Genomic DNA, 15333 nt, shown 5'->3' with positions numbered 1-15333 from the left:
GGCCCCCGGGGAAGGTGGGAAGTCCCGGAGGCCGCGGCGCTTTCAGCTAGCGGTCAGCGCAGGTCAGCTGCAGCCAGAGGTGCTCCCGCAGCCCTCGCAGACGTAGCAGGAGCCACTCGGGCGCATCTTCGTGCCGCAGGTGAAGCAGAGCGGCGCGTCGACCGAGGTGCCGGTGATGAGCTCGAACATCTCCGCCGTCGTCCGCGCTTCGCCCTTGACCGGCTTGGCGGCGGCCACCTCGACCTCGACCACAGGCTCTGGAGCCGGCTCGACCGACTTCAGAGACTCCGCCTCGGAGACCTCGACCGGAGCCGGCTCGTAGGAGCCGGTGTCGAGCTGGCGGGACCGCTCCTCCGCGGAGTAGATGCCCAGGGCAGCCCGCTCGTCGAAGGGCAGGTAGTCCAGGGCCAGGCGGCGGAAGATGTAGTCCATGATCGACTGCGCCATCCGGACGTCCGGGTCGTCGGTCAGGCCGGCCGGCTCGAACTTCAGGTTGGTGAACTTCTGGACGTAGGTCTCCAGCGGCACACCGTGCTGCAGCGCGATCGAGATCGCGATCGAGAAGGCGTCCATCACCCCGGCCAGGGTCGAGCCCTGCTTGCCCATCTTCAGGAAGACCTCGCCCAGACCGTCGTCCGGGTAGGAGCCGGCGGTCATGTACCCCTCGGCGCCACCGACGCTGAACGACGTGGTCCGCGACGGGCGGGACTTCGGCAGGCGCTTGCGCGTCGGCCGGTACTCGATGACCTTCTCGACGATCTTCTCCGCGACGGCGGCCTCGGCCGCGACAGCCTCCGCCGAGGAGGCCTTCTTCGCCTTCGCGTCCGCCAGCGGCTGGCCGACCTTGCAGTTGTCGCGGTAGACGGCCAGCGCCTTCAGGCCGAGCTTCCAGCCCTGGAAGTAGACGTCGGCGATCTCCTCGACCGTCGCGGTCTCCGGCAGGTTCACCGTCTTCGAGATCGCGCCGGACAGGAACGGCTGCGCGGCCGCCATCATCCGCACGTGGCCCATCGGCTTGATGGCCCGCTCACCCATCGCGGTGTCGAAGATCTCGTAGTGCTCCGGCTTCAGGCCGGGCGCGTCGACGACGTGACCGTGCTCGGAGATGTACTCGACGATCGCCTCGATCGTCTCCTCGGTGTAGTTGTACTGCCGCAGCGCCCGCGGCACCGTGGTGTTGACGATCTGCATCGAGCCGCCGCCGACCAGCTTCTTGAACTTGACCAGCGAGAAGTCCGGCTCGATGCCGGTGGTGTCGCAGTCCATCATGAAGCCGATGGTGCCGGTCGGCGCGAGCACCGAGGCCTGCGCGTTGCGCCAGCCGTTCTTGGCGCCGACCTTGAGTACGGCGTCCCACGCCGCGGTCGCGTGCTTCTGCACGTCCTTGTCGATCTCGTGCATGGTCCGGATCGCGTCGTTGGCCGCGGCGTGCTTGCGCATCACCCGGGTGTGCGCGTCCTTGTTCCGCTCGAAGCCGTCGTACGGGCCGACGACGCCGGCCAGCTCGGCGGAGCGCTTGTACGACGTACCGGTCATCAGCGAGGTGATAGCGCCCGCCAGTGCGCGACCACCGTCGGAGTCGTACGCGTGGCCCGTTGCCATCAGCAACGCACCGAGGTTCGCGTAGCCGATGCCCAGCTGCCGGTACGCGCGGGTGGTGTCGCCGATCGCCTCGGTCGGGAAGTCGGCGAAGCAGATCGAGATGTCCATCGCGGTGATGATCAGCTCGACCGCCTTGACGAACTTCTCCGAGTCGAACAGGTCGTCGTCGCGGAGGAACTTCATCAGGTTCAGCGACGCCAGGTTGCAGGACGAGTTGTCCAGGTGCATGTACTCCGAGCACGGGTTGGACGCGGTGATCCGGCCCGTCTCCGGCGTCGTGTGCCAGTCGTTGATGGTGTCGTCGTACTGCAGGCCGGGGTCGGCGCAGGCCCAGGCGGCCTGGGAGATCTTGTCGAACAGCTCACGCGCGTCGACGGTCTCGATCACCGAGTTGTCCAGCCGCGCCCGCAGCCCGAAGTCGCCCTTCTCCTCGACCGCGCGCATGAACTCGTCGGTGACGCGGACCGAGTTGTTCGCGTTCTGGTACTGGACCGAGGTGATGTCGCGGCCGCCGAGGTCCATGTCGAAGCCCGCGTCGCGCAGGACCCGGATCTTCTCCTCCTCGCGCATCTTGGTCTCGACGAACTCCTCGATGTCGGGGTGGTCGACGTCGAGCACGACCATCTTGGCCGCCCGCCGGGTGGCGCCGCCGGACTTGATCGTCCCGGCGGAGGCGTCCGCGCCGCGCATGAAGGAGACCGGGCCGGACGCCGTCCCGCCGCTGGACTGCAGCAGCTCCTTGGACGAGCGGATCCGGGACAGGTTCAGGCCGGCACCGGAGCCGCCCTTGAAGATCAGGCCCTCTTCCTTGTACCAGTTCAGGATCGAGTCCATCGAGTCGTCGACGGCGAGGATGAAGCAGGCCGACACCTGCTGCGGCGAGGACGTCCCGACGTTGAACCAGACCGGCGAGTTGAAGCTGAAGTACTGGTGCAGCAGCATCCAGGTGAGCTCGTGCTCGAACACCTCCGCGTCCTTCGGCGCCGCGAAGTACCCGTGGTCCTCGCCGGCCTTGCGGTAGGTCTTGACCACCCGGTCGAGCAGCTGCCTGAGGCTCCACTCCCGGTTGTCGTGGCCGACCGCGCCGCGGAAGTACTTGGTGGTGACGATGGTGGAGGCGTTCACGCTCCAGTAGTCGGGGAACTCGACCCCGCGCTGCTCGAAGACCGTCTCACCGGTCTTCCAGTTCTGCTGCACGACGTCGCGGCGCTCCCACGTCACCTCGTCGTACGGATGTACTCCCTCGGTCGTGAAGATGCGCTCGATGGTGAGTCCCGCGGGGGCGTTCTTCCGCCCGCGGAACCCGGCCGCCGACCTCTTGGTCGACCCCGAGTGGCCGGTCACCGTCTCTGTCATGGTTGCTCCTCGCCCATTGTCTGCACTGCCGCGGTCTGTCGGGACCGCCCCGTTGAGTACTGCGTGACTGCTCAACCGCTTGTACTGCGTGGTGTTGCTGGGTCCCCGATTTATGTCTGCTGGGTCGGCTTCAGCGGACGCGGCTCGGTGCCTTCCGGCTCCTTCTCCGCCCGCAGCAGCGCGATCTCCGTCTCGAAGTCGTCGGCCGACTCGAACTGCCTGTACACGCTCGCGAACCGCAGGTAGGCGACCTCGTCGAGCTCCCGCAGCGGCCCGAGGATCGCGAGTCCGACCTCGTGCGCGGGCACCTCCGGCGAGCCGCTCGCCTTGAGCGCGTCCTCGACCCGCTGCCCCAGCCGGGCCAGCGCGTCGACGTCCACCGGCCGGCCCTTGCAGGCCTTGCCGACCCCGTTGATGACCTTCTCCCGGCTGAACGGCTCGGTCGCGCCGGAGCGCTTCACGACCGTGAGCTGCATCTGCTCCACAGTGGTGAACCGCTTCTCGCAGACCGGGCACTGCCGGCGGCGGCGGATCGCTCCGCCGTCCTCGGCCACGCGGCTGTCCACGACCCGGGAATCGGCGTGCCGGCAATACGGACAGTGCACGACGAATCACTCCTCCCGTGAGGCCGTCACTGCGGCGGCCTGTGGATCTGCCTGGGGACAACTTGTGTAGAAGCTGTGTGCAACTGACCACTACCTGTGGAAAATTACACCCGTGTAACCACTACATCTAGGGATCCTAGATCGCTGCTCCGACAGTTTGCAAGAACGCCCGAATCCCGCGCGCGTCTCTTCGTTCCAACACTCGCGCGGCCCCGTGTAGTCCCGCGTGGCGTCGCCGCGATGACCCCTTCGAGGCGCAAACTATGGGCCCGCAGACGGGCCAGTAGGCGGGTCGGGAGGCGGGTCAGGAGGCGGGTCGGCAGAAGTCGAAATCGCAGCCCTGGTCCGCTCCCAGGACGTGGTCGCTGAACAACTTTCGGTAGCCGGTCACCGGCGGCGTTTCGAGCTTCGGCAGCTCGGTCCGGCGCTTCTCCAGCTCCTCGGGCGCGACGAGCAGGTCCAGGCGCGCCTCGGAGACCGACAGCCGGATCCGGTCGCCGGTGCGGACCAGCGCCAGCGGCCCGCCGAGCGCGGCCTCCGGCGTGACGTGGAGCACGATCGTGCCGTACGCCGTACCGCTCATCCGGGCGTCGGAGATCCGGACCATGTCCCGTACGCCGGACCGCGCCAGCTTGGCCGGGATGGGCAGGTACCCGGCCTCGGGCATGCCGGCGCCGAGCGGACCGGCATTCTGCAGCACCAGTACGTCGGACGCCTCGACGGCGAGGTCCGGGTCGTCGACGCGGGCCGCAAGGTCTTCGAGCGAGCTGAAGACCACAGCACGCCCAGTGGTCTCGAAGAGTGATGGATCAGCGGCGGACCGCTTGATCAGCGCACCGGACGGCGCCAGCGAGCCGCGCAACCAGACCAGTCCGCCCTTCTCCCGGCTCGGTGCGTCCAGCGGCCGTACCACCTCTCGGTCCACCCAGGTAGGACCGGAGCCGAGCCGCTCCCCCAGCGTCTCGCCCGTCACTGTGCGGGCAGACAGGTCCAGTAGGTCCCTCAGCTCATGCAGTACGGCGGGGAGTCCGCCAGAGGCATGTAGATCCTCCATGTAGTGCGCACCGGTCGGCTTGAGCTCCACCAGCACCGGTGTGGTCTCACTCAGCTCGTTCAGCTCATCCGGATCGATCGCCAGACCGAGCCGTCCAGCCATGGCGGTTAGGTGGATCAGCGCATTAGTAGACCCACCGATCGCCAGCAGCACACGTAGTGCGTTGCGGACAGAGGCAGCCGTGACCACCTGGTCCGGTGTGCGGCCGGCTTCAGCAATGGACACAGCGGCTGCACCTGTTGCCTCGCCGACGCGTAGCCGGTCGGCGTGCACGGCTGGTGCGGCAGCGCTGTCGGGTAAGGCCATGCCGAGAGCCTCCACGATGCAGGCCATCGTGGAGGCGGTCCCCATGACCGCACAGGTGCCGGCAGTGGTCGCCAGGTTCCGCTCTACCCGGCCGATCTCGGCGTCGGAGACCTCACTGGCCCGGTAGCGCGCCCAGAATCGCCTGCAGTCGGTGCATGCCCCCAGCCGCTCGCCCTGGTAGCGGCCGGTCGACATTGGCCCGGTGACGAGCTGGATCGCGGGCCGACCGGCCGAGAAGGCGCCCATGAGCTGGGCTGGAACGGTCTTGTCGCATCCGCCGACGAGGACGACGGCGTCCATCGGCTGTGCTCGGACGAGCTCCTCGACGTCCATCGCCATCAGGTTGCGGTAGACCATCGCGGTCGGCTCGAGGAAGCTCTCGCCCAGCGAGATGGTCGGGAACTCCATCGGCAGCCCGCCGGCCGCGATGATGCCGCGGGCCACGGACTGGATCAGCTCTGGCTGCTGCCGGTGGCAGGGGTTGAAGTCGCTGGTGGAGGTGGCGATTCCGACCACCGGACGGTCCAGCGACTCCGGCGATCGGCCGCTGGCATGCAGGAAGGCGCGTCGGAGGAAGCGGGAGAAGTCCCGGTCGCCGTAGCTGACGAGACCGCGGTAGATCCCACTCATACAAGACCCGGTGTGCGGCGGAGGTGTTCGGCCAGGAGGCGGAGCATGCTTTCTGGGGGTACGGCGGCCGGTGGGCGGACGGCGTCGTACGAGATCAGGCCACGTAAGACCAGGCTGCGTTTGCGTAGGGCGAGGGCGATGCCGGTCTGGAACTCGAAGTTGACCAGTGGGAGGTAGTCGCGCCAAACCTCACGCGCAGCGTCGAAACCACCGAGCCGGAACGCCTTGACGCACGCAAGAAGCCCTTCAGGAACGGAGAATCCGGTCATCGCGCCGGCCGCGCCGACGGCGAGTTCGTCGAGCAGGCAGGTGCCGCCGAGCCCACCGAAGATCGGCACGTCGAGCCCGGCAGCCAATTCCGCGACCGCGGGTGGGCTCGGCGACGACTCGGACTTGACCGCGACGACCGACGGGACCTGACGTACGGCGGCCACCAGATCGGCGGTCGCGATCGGGATCCCGCTGATCACCGGGTAGTCCTGCACGACCAGCGGTCGCTCGGTGCGATCGGCGACCGCGTTGAGGTGTTTGCTCAGGGCAGCCGGATCGCTGGAGTTCACTTGAACCATCAGTCCGGCGAGCCGCGATCCGGCCGCCGGCAGGACATTCGCGGCTTCCGCGCATACCTCGTCCACCGAGAGTGCGCTGACTCCGATCACGAGCGGGAGTCCTCCGGATGCGACGACGGTCTCCACCACCGTGAGCCGTTCCGCCGGGGTCAGCCGGGCCGCTTCACCGAAGACGCCGAGCACGGTCAGCCCGGTCGCGCCGATCGCCTCGTAGTGCCTGACCTGCCGGGCCAGCGACTCGGTATCGACCGCCGAGCCGTCCGCCGTCAACGGCGTCGCCAGCACGCCCCACACCCCAGGATCCAACGTCATGGAGCTCCTTTCGTCGTCACCGCAGTGGCCACCGTGTACGCATCCAGGCTTTCGGTGCCACCTTCCCTGCCGTACCCGGACAGCTTCACCCCACCGAACGGTGAGGCCGCGGACGCCAGGGCCACCTCGTTGACACCGATCATGCCCGCATCCAGCCCTGCGACCGCGGCGTCGGCGCGTTGCAGGTCCTCCGTGAACACGTACGCCGCCAAGCCGTACGGCACCGCGTTCGCCAGCGCGAGCCCGTCCTCGAGGTCGTCGAACGGAAGGATCGGAAGGACCGGCCCGAACGGCCCGTCGCGGAGCACCGCCGCATCGGCCGGGATGTCGGTCAGCACGGTCGGTGGGTAGAAGAACCCCGGACCGTCGGGTCGCACCCCGCCGGAGTGCACCTTGGCACCACTCGATTCGACCAACGCGGCGACTGCGTCCCGTCGGCGCGCAGTGGCCAACGGCCCGATCTCCAGCCCGTCGACTCGCTCCAGCACGCCTGCAATCAGATTGTCGACGATCGACCGCTGGGCGAAGATCCGGCTCGGCGAGATGCACACCTGGCCGGCGCGAAGCCGGACGCCGCCGCGGCCAGGGCGTCGTCCAGGTCCGCGTCCGACGCATTGGGGGCCTGGGCAACGACCTCCTCGGTGGCCGGATTCAGTACGTCGATGGTCCGGCCGTCGGACGCCTCGCGCCAGACACCACCGATGAACATCAGGCCACCTTGGTCAGGATCACGAGGCTCAACGACGGGAGTGGAAGCTCCAGGTGCAGTCCCAGCACGCCATCGACCTGCACCACGCTGTCGTCGGTGAAGCGCTCGAGCCCCTGCCGGGAGGTGATCTTCGCCAGCTCGTCAGGGGTCGGGTCCTGCGGGGCGCCCAGGTCCTGCCAGACGGTGTGGCTGTTGCTGTGGCTGTGGTCGATCCGGTAGTGCTGCGCGGTCCACGCGCCGGTCTCGAGCCCGCTGACCTCGAGGTCAACGCGAGTCGACGACTTGCCATCGGCGTACTGGTCGTCGGTGTGCCGCCAGACCAGGATCGCGACGCTGCCGTCGGACGAGCTGCGGCTCGCGACGACGTCGACCTCCTCCGGCAGTCCGTTGCCCAGGGCACTGATATCGGACACGTCCGCGGACTGGTCCGAGGTCGCGGCCAGCCGCCGGTCGCCGAGGTGCGCGAAGGCCCGGTAGGCGTTCATCAGCGGCTTCTCGATCCCCGACGCCGTGACGAAGCTCCGGGTGCCCTCGAAGTAGCGCTCGCCCTCCATCGAGAAGCTCCAGGTGGTTGCCTCACGCACCTTCGCGGCATGCTGCGCGTTGAGGTCGAGCACCTTCTTCATCAGCTTCGCCTGGAACACCGGGTAGTACTCGTTGTTGCGGTAGGCGAAGTTCGCGTTGTCGTAGATCCCCCAGTGCGCGGGCACCGACGCGTCGCACTCGTCCACGATCACCGGCGCGTCGACGTACTGCGGGAACTGCTCGATGACACGCAGCGCGCGGTCGATCTCCCGGAGCATCTTCGGGGTCGACGGCGACTGCTGCTCGGGCGCCGGCGCGCCGATCGGGCCGTAGGTACGCCAGGGCGTGAAGTGCGAGCCCTTGGTGTGGAAGGACACGAAGTCGACGGGCAGGTCGCGGTCGGCGCAGGCCTGCAGGAAGCCGTGCAGGAACACGGCACCCCGGTCGCCGCCGGTCACGGCCGGCCCACCGACCCGTGCCTCCGGGTAGACGTCCCGGATCGCTTTGACAGTGACGTCGTACAGGTCGTGGAACTGCTGCGGTGTGCCGCGCCAGTAGGAGATGTCCGGCTCGTTCCACAGTTCCCAGAGCCAGTGCTTGACCTCGTCGGCGCCGTACCGCTCCAGGCAGTGCTCGACGAGAGCCGCGACCAGGCCACCCCACCTCGCGTAGTCCTTCGGCGGGTACGACCACCAGCCGGCCTCGTAGGCGCTGTACTGGCTGGGGCTGTTCTCGAAGGGGAACTCCGCCTTGGCGGACTCGGGCACCAGGGCGAGCGGGGTGAAGGCGAGCTCGACCAGCGGATGGTGGCCGGCGCCGACGATCGCGTCGTACGTGAGGTCGGCGATGGTGAAGTCGTAGTACGGCTTGCCGTCCGCGTCCTCGTGGTAGACGTTGCCGCTGCCCCAGTGCGGCAGCCCGAGACCGGTGCCGCTGTTGAAGATGTTGTGCGGACGGACGTGGTACGGCGTCTCCGCGAATCGTCCGATTGTCTGCAAAGTCCGGCGGCCCTGCGGCGTGTATGTCCAGTTGATCTCGTCGTACCCGAGGCTGGCCCAGGGCCGGTCGAGTACGCCGGCGTCGGACGCCGCGTCGACGGTGACGCGAGCCGTGCGCAGTGGTGTAGCGGAGGGGTCAGAAGGGGCGTAGGGAAGACGTTGAACGTCGCTAGGAGAGGCGTTCTGCGCTGAATCCTGGGTCATGTCAACCTTTCAGTCCGGTCGTGCTGATTCCGGCGATGATGAATCGCTGGGCGAGGAAGAAGACGAGAAGCGGAGGCGTGATCGCGAGCGCCGCCGAGGCCATCACGACGCCGTAGTCGACGTCGCCGTACGCGGACCGGAACGTGACGAGCGCCAGCGGCAGGGTCTGCATACTCGGCGAGCTCGTCGAGATCAGCGGCCAGAGGAAGTCGTTCCAGCTGCCCAGGAACACCAGGATCCCGAGCGTCGCCAGGGCCGGGCGGATCAGCGGTACGACGATGTGCCGATACGTCTGCCACGGTCCGGCTCCGTCGACCCGGGCAGCGTCGATCAGGTCGTCGGGCAGGTTCACGATGAACTGCCGGACGAGTACGACGCCCAGCAGCGACACGATGTGCGGCAGCGCCAAGGCGCCGTACGTGTTCAGCAGGCCGAGCTCGCGGAACTGCTGGAAGAGCGGCACGAGCACGACCTCACCCGGGATCAGCATCGTCGCCAGCAGCAACCCCAGGACGGCCGCGTTGCTGGTCTGCTGTTGGTCGGGGTCGTGAGCCTTTTCGGGCGGTAGGTGGGCAGCACGGGGTCTCCCTCTGACGTGAGTCGAGGTCGAGCGGGGAACTGAAGAACAGCCGATCCGGCGCGGGGTGAGCGCGGGGCCGGGGTCGCCGGCGTCGGGGGCTCGCCGTGGTGGGGGTCTGCCAGTTAGCCTGATCTCGGCGTTGTCAAAAGTCAATGGTTAACAATCGACGATTTACATCGATGGAGGAATCTCGTGGGTGGACCGCTCGATCAGCTCGCCCGGCAGGCCGAGCGCAGTCCGGCGTTGTGGGCGACCGTCGTACCGGCGCTGCGGCAGATGATCGTCAGCGGCGCGCTCGCGCCCGGCCAGCACCTGCCCGAGGGTGAGCTGGCGACCGCTCTCGACATGAGCCGGGGCCCGATCCGCGAGGCGCTGATCGAGCTGGAGCGCGAGGGTCTCGTCGTACTGCGGCGGCACCGCGGCGCTCAGGTGATCTCACTGACCGACGAGGACGTCGAGGAGATCTACACGCTCCGGCTGAGCCTGGAGCAACTGGCGGTCAGGCGGGCACTCCCCCGGCTGACGGACGCCCACCTGGCGACGATGGACGACGTACTCGAGAAGATGCGGGCGCTCGGGCCGGACTACGAGCCGCAGGCCGCGCTGGATCTGGACTTCGCGTTCCACGACGTGCTGTACCAGGCCGCCGCGCACGCCCGGCTGGACCGGGCGTGGCAGCAGATCCGCAGCCAGGTCGCGATGTTCCTGTACTCGCGGCACGTCGCCCGGCCGGACTTCCACGAGATCGCGTACGCCGAGCACAAGGCGATCCGCGACATCATCGCCGGCGGCGACGCGACGGCCGCCGCCGAGGCGATCGACAACCACCTCACCGGCGCCTACCACCGCCTCATCGCCGCGCGCCACAGCTGACTTTGTGCACCGCCCGAGCATCAGGCTCAGCGTGCCGTGCTCGAACGGTGCACAAACTGGGTCAGCGGGCGGCGAGGGCGGTCGCCTCGGCGATGATCTGCTGGCGGCGTACGGCGGTCAGGCCGCGTGCGGCCGGCGTGTTCGCGTAGGACGCGAGTACGGCGTACTGCTGCTGACCGAGCAGCGTCGTCAGCGTCGAGACGGTCGACGGGGTCGCGCCGGAGGTCAGGATCAGGTTCGCGAGACCGGTCGGGGTCGCGACCACCTCGAAGCTGCTCTCGACGGTCGACCCGGCAACGGTCGCCTTCAGCACGTGCTTGCCGGCGGTCACTGCGGTGGTGTCGACAATCGAACCGTTGACAATCGACGCACCGTCGAGCGTGATCGTCACCGGCTCCGCGGAGTTGTTGCCGACCGCAACACGCAGCTGCTGGGCGCGGTCGACCCGCTCCCCCGCACCCGGGCTGAGGATGGTCGCGGCCGGCTTGACCCGCTGCGCGAAAGCGGCGTTCCAGCCGGCCAGCTCGGCCGGGCGGTTGGTGATGATGCCGTCGACGCCGGCCTTCTCCAGCGCGTTCCAGCGGGTCGCGTCGTCCACGGTCCACACGTTCACCGCAACGCCGGCCGCGTGCAGGTCGGCGACGATCCCCGGCCGGGTCTGGAAGGCGGCGTCGGACGGGTTGTACGCGGACAGTTCCAGGTCCTTGGCGATCGTGACCGGATCCGGGTCGAGTGTCGACCGCAGCAGGCCGAGCGGCAGCTCCGGCGCGAGCTCACGGACCCAGCGCAGGTGCTGCGGCTCGAAGCTCTGCACGAACACCCGGCTGCTCATCCCCCGGCTGTGGATCTCCTGCACGATCCGCTCGACCGAAGCGCGGGTGTGCTCACCCTTGACCTCGAGCAGCAGGTTGCCGCCGCGCGTCTTGAGTCCGTCGAGCTGCGACGCCAGAGTCGGCACCCGCTGACCGACGTACGCAGGGGCGAACCATGATCCCGCGTCCAGACCGGAGACCTGCTCGGCAGTCAGCGACCGGACCGCGCCGGTCCCGTCGGTGGTGCGGTCGACGGTGGTGTCGTGCAGGATCACCGGTACGCCGTCCTTCGTCGGCTGGACGTCGTTCTCGATCCACTCGGCCCGGGCCCGGCGGGCGACCTCGTCCGACGCGGCGGTGTTCTCCGGAGCGGCCGACGAACCTCCACGGTGTGCCCACACTCGCAGCGGCGCACCCGGCTTGCGGATGAACGACTCCTTCGCCAACGGCGTGACAGTCAGGTCGTCGAACGAGACAGTCGCCCCGTTGACGAGCAGTCCCTGCACTCCCGTCGTACTGCGGTTCACCATCGTGGTGCGCAGCGACTCGCGACCGTCGACGTACCACGTGGCACGGGTGCCGCGGACCTCGACCGCGACGGCGACCTCCTTGCCGACGCCGACCTGGATCGGCGCGGCGGCGGTGTCGGTCACGTTCCAGGTGTTGGCGGCTGTGCGCTGGGCGAACTCGAGGCCGTTGGTGGCGGTCGAGCCGTTCCGCAGCGTCGCGATCGACCACGGGACCGCGCCGCTCGCGGCGAGGTCGAGCCCGAACGCGACCCAACGGGCGCCGTCGAGGGCGGACTCGAAGCGCAGGCGGCTCTCGATCCGGAAGTCGGTCAGCGGGCTGCCGAAGGTGATCCGGCTCTGCTGGCTCGAGCTGGCCGACGTACCGACGAGCCGGCCGTTCTGCACCTTCCAGGTGCCGTCGACGGGCGTCCAGCCGGCGGGCAACGTGGTGCCGTCGAAGGTCTCCTTGACCGTCGGCGTGGGCTCGGCAAGCGGCTCCGCGACGGCTGTGGGTGCGACCAGGAAAGCGGTAATGGTGGCTCCGGTGGCGAGCGCGGCCAGTACTGCACGGGGGCGGCGTGACATGAGCATCATGGCCAGGACCGTAGGAAACCGGCACCAACAGCACCAGAGCGTGTGATGAATTGACCGCCAACGCCGGGTGGATCCACCGATGGGTGAGGATGGCGGCATGAAACCGGTGATTCTCGACGTCGACACCGGGCTGGACGATGCCTGCGCGCTCCTGCTCGCCGCCCGCCACCCCGAGCTCGACCTGAAGGCAGTGACGTGCGTAGGGGGCAACGTCGGGCTGGATGACGTTGTGGCCAACACTTTGACGGTGCTGGATGCTGCCGGGCGTCCCGACGTACCGGTGGCGGCTGGAGCCGCGGTGCCGCTGCTGCAACCCGTCCGCACCGCACCCCACGTGCATGGCGCCGACGGACTCGGCAACCTCGACTGGCCGCGTTCCACCCGTACGGCGGGCACCGGCCACGCGGTCGAACTCCTTCGCGACGTGCTCCGTGCGGCCGCCGCGTCAGGCGAGCTGGTGACGCTGATCCCGCTCGCACCGATGACGAACATCGCGCTGCTGCTCAGCACGTACCCGGACGCCGCGGCAGGCCTGCGCGAGATCGTGTTCATGGGCGGCGCAGCCGGGATCGGGAACGCGACGGCCTCGGCGGAGTTCAACATCTGGACCGACCCGGAGGCGGCCGCGATCGTGCTGAGCGCCGCCGCCGAGCTCGGCGTACCGGTGACGATGTACGGGCTGGACGTCTTCTACGACGTGGTGATCTCGCTGGACCAGGCCAAGTCGCTCGGCGGTTCACCGAGTGCCGAGCTGGCCCGGAAGCTGATCGAGAAGCGCAGCGAGCTGTACGCGGCCGAGGGCGCGAGCATCGGCGATGGCGGTGCGGTCTGCGCGGTGATCGACCCGGCCGGTCTCACCACCCAGGCGTTCCCGCTGCGGGTGGAGCTGTCCGGCAGTTGGTCGCGGGGGCGGACGATCGTCGACACCCGCGATTGGACCGCCGACCTCACCAGCGATCCGCATGGCCAGGCGCCAACCGTCGTACAGGTGGCGACGGCGGTGGACGCCACGCGGTACGCCGACCTCTGGCTAGGCACGGTCAAGTAGCTCCACCAGACGGGCGCGGACGCCTGCCATGAACAGGTCGAGGCCGGCGGCGAAGCGGTCGGGCTCGGTCGGCTCGGCCACCACGGCCGCGAGTGTCCAGTGCGCGCTGGTCTCGAAGACGGCCCGCGCCTGCGGTTCTGGTACGCCGAGGGCGACCAGGGACCGGATCTGGGTCCGGACGAGTTCCGCACGCGATCCGTCGCCCTGGTCGCGATCGGGCGTTGCCTTGGCCTGGATCAGGCCGGCCAGACCGGGATGGCCGGCGTAGAAGTCCCGCAACTCGAGCGCGCCGGCCGTCGTCACCTCGATCCAGTCGTCGACGCTGCGGACCTCGTCGTACGCCGTCCGGTCCGCGGCGACGAACTGGTCGAACGCGTTCCGGGCGACCAGGTCGAGCAACTCACCCTTGTTCCGGACGTGGTGGTAGAGCGACGGCGCGCGGACGCGGAGGCGCTCGGCCACCGAGCGCATGGTCAACCCGTGGACGCCGTCGGCCTGGATGACGGTCAGCGCCGCGTCGGCGATCGCGTGCACCGAGATGCCGGCCGCAGTGTGGGACGAAGGATCACGTCGTTCGGTCACGAAACCTCGTTGTCGGCGAGCCCGATCGGGCTGTCTAATATCGTTAGACAGCCTACTCTGAAGGACGGCACCGTGCCTGGACTACGCCCGACCTACCCGTTGCGCACCGAGCGGCTGGACCTGCGGCCGCACCGGAGGGACGACCTGGACGACCTGTTCGCGTTCCACTCCCGACCGGAGGTGGTGCGGTACACGCCGTGGCCGGTGCGGGACCGCGAGCAGACCCGGAAGGCGCTCGAGGCCAAGCTCACCCAGGACGCGCTGACCGAGCCGGGTCAGTGGCTGGTGCTCGCTATTGAGCTTCGCGAGACGGGGACGGTGATCGGCGAGGTGCTGCTGAAGTGGGCGAGCGACACCGATCGGCAGGGTGAGATCGGGTACGCGCTGCACACCGACTACCACGGCAAGGGGTACGCCTCCGAGGCGGCGCGCGAGGTCCTCCGGCTCGGTTTCGAAGACCTCGGGCTGCACCGGATCTGCGCGATTCTCGACGACCGCAACACCGCGTCGGCGATCCTGCTCGAGCGACTCGGGATGCGCCGGGAGGGGCATCTGATCGAGTGCGCGTTCTTCAAGGGCGAGTGGGCCAGCGAGTACGTCTACGCGCTGCGGGCCGACGAATGGCGCCGTACCCGGTCCTGACCTGCTGGTTTACTGGTGGCGGGGGTGGTTGGGGTGGGGATCGACAACCAGATCTACAACCGGATCGGCGACAGTTGGTGGGACGAGGCCAACCCGCTGAACATGCTGCACGGGAGCTTCACCCCGGGACGGTTCGCGTACTTCCGCGCCGTCCTGGACCGGATCGGGCTGGAGCCGGCTGGGCTGAGGGCGCTGGACGTCGGGTGCGGCGGCGGGTTCATGGCCGAGGAGTTCGCGCGGCTCGGCTGCGCGGTCACCGGCATCGACCCGTCCGCGATCTCGATCAGGACCGCCCGGCGGCACGCCGACTCGGGCGGCGGGCTCGGGATCGGGTACGCGATCGCCACCGGTGAGCGGCTGCCGCTGGCCGACGGGACCTTCGACCTCGCGTACTGCTGTGACGTCCTCGAGCACGTGTCCGACCTGGATCGGGTGATCGGCGAGACCGCCCGGATCCTCAAGCCCGGTGGGGTCTACCTGTTCGACACGATCAATCGGACCACCGCGTCGAAGGTGCTGGCGATCAAGGTCATGCAGGAGTGGCGCCTCACCCGGGTGGTCGACACCGAACTGCACTCCTGGGAGCTGTTCATCAAGCCGACAGAACTCGAGAAAGTACTGCGCCGGCACCGGATGCGGCTCGGCGAGATCACCGGGCTCGGACCGCGGTCGAACAAGGCGGCGCTGCTGTGGAACTTCGCCCAAGCGCGGCAGGGGCGGATCAGCTTCGGTCAGCTGAGTCGCTCGATGGACGTCGGCGAGGTGAAGGACACCTCGGTCTCCTACATGGGGTACGCCGTCAAGGCCAGCTAGTCGCAGGGCA

14 protein-coding genes are annotated in these 15333 nt (G+C 68.7%); 4 read left to right on the top strand and 10 right to left on the bottom strand.

Annotated elements, in window-relative coordinates:
* Nucleotides 1–63: 63 nt before the first annotated feature.
* From ACIBL3_RS37210 to ACIBL3_RS37175, 8 genes are all read right to left on the bottom strand, one after another.
* Nucleotides 64–2958: a vitamin B12-dependent ribonucleotide reductase gene (locus ACIBL3_RS37210; protein ID WP_396358601.1), complete on the bottom strand. Its 2895-nt coding sequence runs from the start codon at nt 2956–2958 to the stop codon at nt 64–66.
* Between the two features lie 110 nt (nt 2959–3068).
* On the bottom strand, nt 3069–3563 hold the full coding sequence (gene nrdR / locus ACIBL3_RS37205) for a transcriptional regulator NrdR (protein ID WP_360526153.1): 495 nt from the start codon (nt 3561–3563) through the stop codon (nt 3069–3071).
* 304 nt (nt 3564–3867) lie between these two features.
* Nucleotides 3868–5553, bottom strand: coding sequence for a dihydroxy-acid dehydratase (locus ACIBL3_RS37200; protein WP_396358600.1), 1686 nt, complete (start codon nt 5551–5553; stop codon nt 3868–3870).
* The gene (locus ACIBL3_RS37195; protein ID WP_396358599.1) at nt 5550–6434 is read right to left on the bottom strand and encodes a dihydrodipicolinate synthase family protein; all 885 of its coding nucleotides are present in this window, start codon (nt 6432–6434) and stop codon (nt 5550–5552) included. Before ACIBL3_RS37195 ends, ACIBL3_RS37200 begins: the two co-directional genes overlap by 4 nt.
* The gene (locus ACIBL3_RS37190) at nt 6431–6985 is read right to left on the bottom strand and encodes an aldehyde dehydrogenase family protein (protein ID WP_396358598.1); all 555 of its coding nucleotides are present in this window, start codon (nt 6983–6985) and stop codon (nt 6431–6433) included. The genes ACIBL3_RS37195 and ACIBL3_RS37190 overlap by 4 nt, the downstream gene beginning before the upstream one ends.
* A complete protein-coding gene (locus ACIBL3_RS37185; protein ID WP_396358597.1) occupies nt 6931–7143 on the bottom strand; it encodes an aldehyde dehydrogenase family protein in 213 nt (70 codons plus the stop codon). The genes ACIBL3_RS37190 and ACIBL3_RS37185 overlap by 55 nt, the downstream gene beginning before the upstream one ends.
* Nucleotides 7143–8870, bottom strand: a complete 1728-nt coding sequence (locus ACIBL3_RS37180) for a glycoside hydrolase (protein WP_396358596.1) — start codon at nt 8868–8870, stop codon at nt 7143–7145. The genes ACIBL3_RS37185 and ACIBL3_RS37180 overlap by 1 nt, the downstream gene beginning before the upstream one ends.
* Nucleotide 8871: 1 nt before the next feature.
* Complete coding sequence (locus tag ACIBL3_RS37175; RefSeq protein WP_396358595.1) at nt 8872–9375, bottom strand: carbohydrate ABC transporter permease; 504 nt, start codon at nt 9373–9375, stop codon at nt 8872–8874.
* Nucleotides 9376–9642: 267 nt separating this feature from the next.
* Here ACIBL3_RS37175 and ACIBL3_RS37170 point away from each other — a divergent pair, with 267 nt between their 5' ends.
* Nucleotides 9643–10323, top strand: coding sequence for a GntR family transcriptional regulator (locus tag ACIBL3_RS37170; protein ID WP_396358594.1), 681 nt, complete (start codon nt 9643–9645; stop codon nt 10321–10323).
* Between the two features lie 61 nt (nt 10324–10384).
* Here the strand turns inward: ACIBL3_RS37170 and ACIBL3_RS37165 are convergent, their stop codons facing one another.
* Nucleotides 10385–12238 carry a glycerophosphodiester phosphodiesterase gene (locus ACIBL3_RS37165; RefSeq protein WP_396358593.1) on the bottom strand — a complete coding sequence of 618 codons (1854 nt, stop codon included), beginning with the start codon at nt 12236–12238 and terminating at the stop codon, nt 10385–10387.
* A 97-nt stretch (nt 12239–12335) separates the two neighbouring features.
* Here ACIBL3_RS37165 and ACIBL3_RS37160 point away from each other — a divergent pair, with 97 nt between their 5' ends.
* A complete protein-coding gene (locus ACIBL3_RS37160) occupies nt 12336–13286 on the top strand; it encodes a nucleoside hydrolase (RefSeq protein ID WP_396358592.1) in 951 nt (316 codons plus the stop codon).
* On the opposite strand, the gene ACIBL3_RS37155 is transcribed toward ACIBL3_RS37160, so the two are convergent.
* Nucleotides 13269–13868 carry a TetR/AcrR family transcriptional regulator gene (locus tag ACIBL3_RS37155; protein ID WP_396358591.1) on the bottom strand — a complete coding sequence of 200 codons (600 nt, stop codon included), beginning with the start codon at nt 13866–13868 and terminating at the stop codon, nt 13269–13271. The two genes, ACIBL3_RS37160 and ACIBL3_RS37155, sit on opposite strands and share 18 nt — an antisense overlap.
* 72 nt (nt 13869–13940) lie before the next feature.
* On the opposite strand from ACIBL3_RS37155, the gene ACIBL3_RS37150 reads away from it, so the two are divergent.
* Nucleotides 13941–14510 carry a GNAT family N-acetyltransferase gene (locus ACIBL3_RS37150; RefSeq protein WP_396358590.1) on the top strand — a complete coding sequence of 190 codons (570 nt, stop codon included), beginning with the start codon at nt 13941–13943 and terminating at the stop codon, nt 14508–14510.
* A gap of 33 nt (nt 14511–14543) precedes the next feature.
* Complete coding sequence (ubiG, locus tag ACIBL3_RS37145) at nt 14544–15323, top strand: bifunctional 2-polyprenyl-6-hydroxyphenol methylase/3-demethylubiquinol 3-O-methyltransferase UbiG (RefSeq protein ID WP_396358589.1); 780 nt, start codon at nt 14544–14546, stop codon at nt 15321–15323.
* Nucleotides 15324–15333 lie beyond the last annotated feature (10 nt).

This window comes from Kribbella sp. NPDC050124, assembly GCF_044460355.1.
Lineage (GTDB): Bacteria > Actinomycetota > Actinomycetes > Propionibacteriales > Kribbellaceae > Kribbella.
This window is presented reverse-complemented; position numbering and strand designations above follow the sequence as displayed.

Bases quoted from the DNA above. Each gene is read 5' to 3' on its own strand.
- ACIBL3_RS37210 (WP_396358601.1), bottom strand. From the start codon at position 2,958: ATGACAGAGACGGTGACCGGCCACTCGGGGTCGACCAAGAGGTCGGCG.
- ACIBL3_RS37200 (WP_396358600.1), bottom strand. From the start codon at position 5,553: ATGAGTGGGATCTACCGCGGTCTCGTCAGCTACGGCGACCGGGACTTC.
- ACIBL3_RS37195 (WP_396358599.1), bottom strand. From the start codon at position 6,434: ATGACGTTGGATCCTGGGGTGTGGGGCGTGCTGGCGACGCCGTTGACG.
- ACIBL3_RS37185 (WP_396358597.1), bottom strand. From the start codon at position 7,143: ATGTTCATCGGTGGTGTCTGGCGCGAGGCGTCCGACGGCCGGACCATC.
- ACIBL3_RS37180 (WP_396358596.1), bottom strand. From the start codon at position 8,870: ATGACCCAGGATTCAGCGCAGAACGCCTCTCCTAGCGACGTTCAACGT.
- ACIBL3_RS37165 (WP_396358593.1), bottom strand. From the start codon at position 12,238: ATGATGCTCATGTCACGCCGCCCCCGTGCAGTACTGGCCGCGCTCGCC.
- ACIBL3_RS37160 (WP_396358592.1), top strand. From the start codon at position 12,336: ATGAAACCGGTGATTCTCGACGTCGACACCGGGCTGGACGATGCCTGC.